Here is a 3130-nt window from a genome sequence, read left to right as displayed (position 1 = left end):
TGGTTGCGGGGGCAGGATTTGAACCTGCGACCTTCAGGTTATGAGCCTGACGAGCTACCGGGCTGCTCCACCCCGCGGAAAAGGAATACGCCGGCCTTTTGGGCCGGCGGTGTCGTCGTGATAGGTTGGTTTCCTTAGAAGACCTGGCAGCGACCTACTCTCCCATGCCTTAAGACATAGTACCATTGGCGCAGAGGGGTTTCACGGCCGAGTTCGGGATGGGATCGGGTGGGGGGCCCTCGCTATTACCACCAGGTCGTCTAAGGAAACCTGTTTTTTTCTGATCTTGTTTAGTATCCTCGTGCACTTTGCTTAAGTATTTCATGGTATCGGGTTTGCCGCTACGCATGGGTAATCAAGCCGATCGAGCGATTAGTACAGCTTAGCTTCACGTGTTACCACGCTTCCACATGCTGCCTATCAACGTGGTGGTCTTCCACGGCTCTGATAGGGAAACCTGGTTTTGAGGGGAGCTTCCCGCTTAGATGCATTCAGCGGTTATCTCGTCCATACATGGCTACCCGGCGATGCCGCTGGCGCGACAACCGGTACACTAGAGGTATGTCCATCCCGGTCCTCTCGTACTAGGGACAGGTCCTCTCAAGTTTCCAACACCCATGGTAGATAGGGACCGAACTGTCTCACGACGTTCTAAACCCAGCTCACGTACCACTTTAATCGGCGAACAGCCGAACCCTTGGGACCTGCTCCAGCCCCAGGATGTGATGAGCCGACATCGAGGTGCCAAACCTCCCCGTCGATGTGGACTCTTGGGGGAGATCAGCCTGTTATCCCCGGCGTACCTTTTATCCGTTGAGCGATGGCCCTTCCACTCGGGACCACCGGATCACTATGACCGACTTTCGTCTCTGTTCGACTTGTCTGTCTCACAGTCAGGCGGGCTTATGCCATTGCACTCGACAGCTGATTTCCGACCAGCCTGAGCCCACCATCGCGCGCCTCCGTTACTCTTTGGGAGGCGACCGCCCCAGTCAAACTACCCACCATGCAGGGTCCCGGCTCCGGGTTCACGGAGCGCGGTTAGATACCAGGAAGCAGAAGGGTGGTATTTCAAGGTTGCCTCCACGCAAGCTGGCGCCTGCGCTTCATAGGCTCCCACCTATCCTACACATCCACATCCTAGTACCACTGCAAAGTTGTAGTAAAGGTGCACGGGGTCTTTCCGTCTAGCCACGGGTACTCCGCATCTTCACGGAGAATTCAATTTCGCTGAGTTGATGTTGGAGACAGCGGGGAAGTCGTTACGCCATTCGTGCAGGTCGGAACTTACCCGACAAGGAATTTCGCTACCTTAGGACCGTTATAGTTACGGCCGCCGTTTACCGGGGCTTCAATTCAGAGCTTGCACCCCTCCTTTTAACCTTCCGGCACCGGGCAGGCGTCAGACCCTATACGTCGTCTTTCGACTTCGCAGAGCCCTGTGTTTTTAGTAAACAGTCGCCACCCCCTGGTCTGTGCCACCCCCCAAAGCTTGCGCTGAGAGAGGTACCCCTTATCCCGAAGTTACGGGGTCAATTTGCCTAGTTCCTTCAACATCATTCTCTCAAGCGCCTTGGTATACTCTACCAGTCCACCTGTGTCGGTTTCGGGTACGGTCTATACGCTGGAGTTATTTCCTGGACCCCCTTCACCGCACCTCCAATCCGATAAGGAGATACGATACACGGGAGTCGTCACTTCCAGCAGGCCCACGAATATTAACGTGGTTCCCATCGACTACGGCTTTCGCCCTCGCCTTAGGGGCCGGCTTACCCTGCGTGGATTAGCCTTGCGCAGGAACCCTTGGACTTTCGGCGACAGTGTTTCTCACACTGTTTGTCGCTACTTATGTCAGCATTCTCACTTCCGATACCTCCACCACAGCTCACGCGTATGGCTTCATCGGCTTACGGAACGCTCCGCTACCGCGTGCATTGCTGCACACCCGCAGCTTCGGTGCATGGCTTGAGCCCCGGTACATCTTCGGCGCGAGACAGCTATTAGACCAGTGAGCTATTACGCTTTCTTTAAAGGATGGCTGCTTCTAAGCCAACCTCCTGGTTGTTTTGGCCGTCTTACATCCTTTTCCACTTAGCCATGACTTGGGGACCTTAGCTGGCGGTCTGGGCTGTTTCCCTTTTGACGCCGGACCTTAGCACCCGACGTCTGTCTCCCGGATAGTACTCATCGGTATTCGGAGTTTGGTTAGGTTTGGTAGGTCTTTGGGACCCCCTAGCCCATCCAGTGCTCTACCCCCGATGGTATAAGTCCGAGGCGCTACCTAAATAGCTTTCGCGGAGAACCAGCTATTTCCGAGTTTGATTGGCCTTTCACCCCTAACCACAGGTCATCTCCGTCTTTTTCAACAGACGTGAGTTCGGTCCTCCAGTGGGTGTTACCCCACCTTCAACCTGCCCATGGCTAGATCACCCGGTTTCGGGTCTAATGCATGCAACTCGACGCCCTATTCAGACTCGCTTTCGCTACGCCTACGCCTACCGGCTTAAGCTTGCTGCATACACTAACTCGCTGACCCATTATACAAAAGGTACGCCGTCACCCCTTGAAGAGGCTCCGACTGCTTGTAGGCATTCCGTTTCAGGTTCTCTTTCACTCCCCTTGTCGGGGTGCTTTTCACCTTTCCCTCACGGTACTTGTTCGCTATCGGTCACTGAGGAGTACTTAGCCTTGGAGGGTGGTCCCCCCATGTTCAGACAGGATTTCACGTGTCCCGCCTTACTCGAGGCTGATGTGCGGTTTACTCCTACGGGGCTGTCACCCGCTATGGCGCTCCTTTCCAGAAGCTTCGGATTATGTACACACCAGCACTGGGCTGGTCCGCGTTCGCTCGCCACTACTAGCGGAGTCTCGGTTGATGTCCTTTCCTCGGGCTACTTAGATGTTTCAGTTCGCCCGGTTCGCCTCCTTCACCTATGTATTCAGTGAAGGATCACCTTACGGTGGGGTTTCCCCATTCAGAAATCCACGGATCAAAGCCTGCTCGCGGCTCCCCGTGGCTTATCGCAGCGTGCCACGTCTTTCATCGCCTCTCAGTGCCAAGGCATCCACGAAATGCCCTTTTGACGCTTGATCACTCCATACGTAGGGGCAAGCCCGACGCATGAAATTC

Annotated in this window: 1 tRNA gene and 2 rRNA genes; all 3 read right to left on the bottom strand. The window is 55.1% G+C overall.

The features are described from left to right. A tRNA-Met gene (locus CU669_RS20830) sits at nt 1-77 on the bottom strand. A gap of 64 nt (nt 78-141) precedes the next feature. Continuing rightward, nucleotides 142-256, bottom strand: a 5S ribosomal RNA gene (gene rrf / locus CU669_RS20825). Between the two features lie 95 nt (nt 257-351). Next, nucleotides 352-3093, bottom strand: a 23S ribosomal RNA gene (locus CU669_RS20820). Nucleotides 3094-3130: the final 37 nt, after the last annotated feature.

Source organism: Paramagnetospirillum kuznetsovii (assembly GCF_003284725.1).
GTDB lineage: Bacteria > Pseudomonadota > Alphaproteobacteria > Rhodospirillales > Magnetospirillaceae > Phaeospirillum > Phaeospirillum kuznetsovii.
The sequence above is the reverse complement of the archived record's forward strand: the minus strand, read 5'-3'. Positions and strand labels throughout refer to the sequence as shown.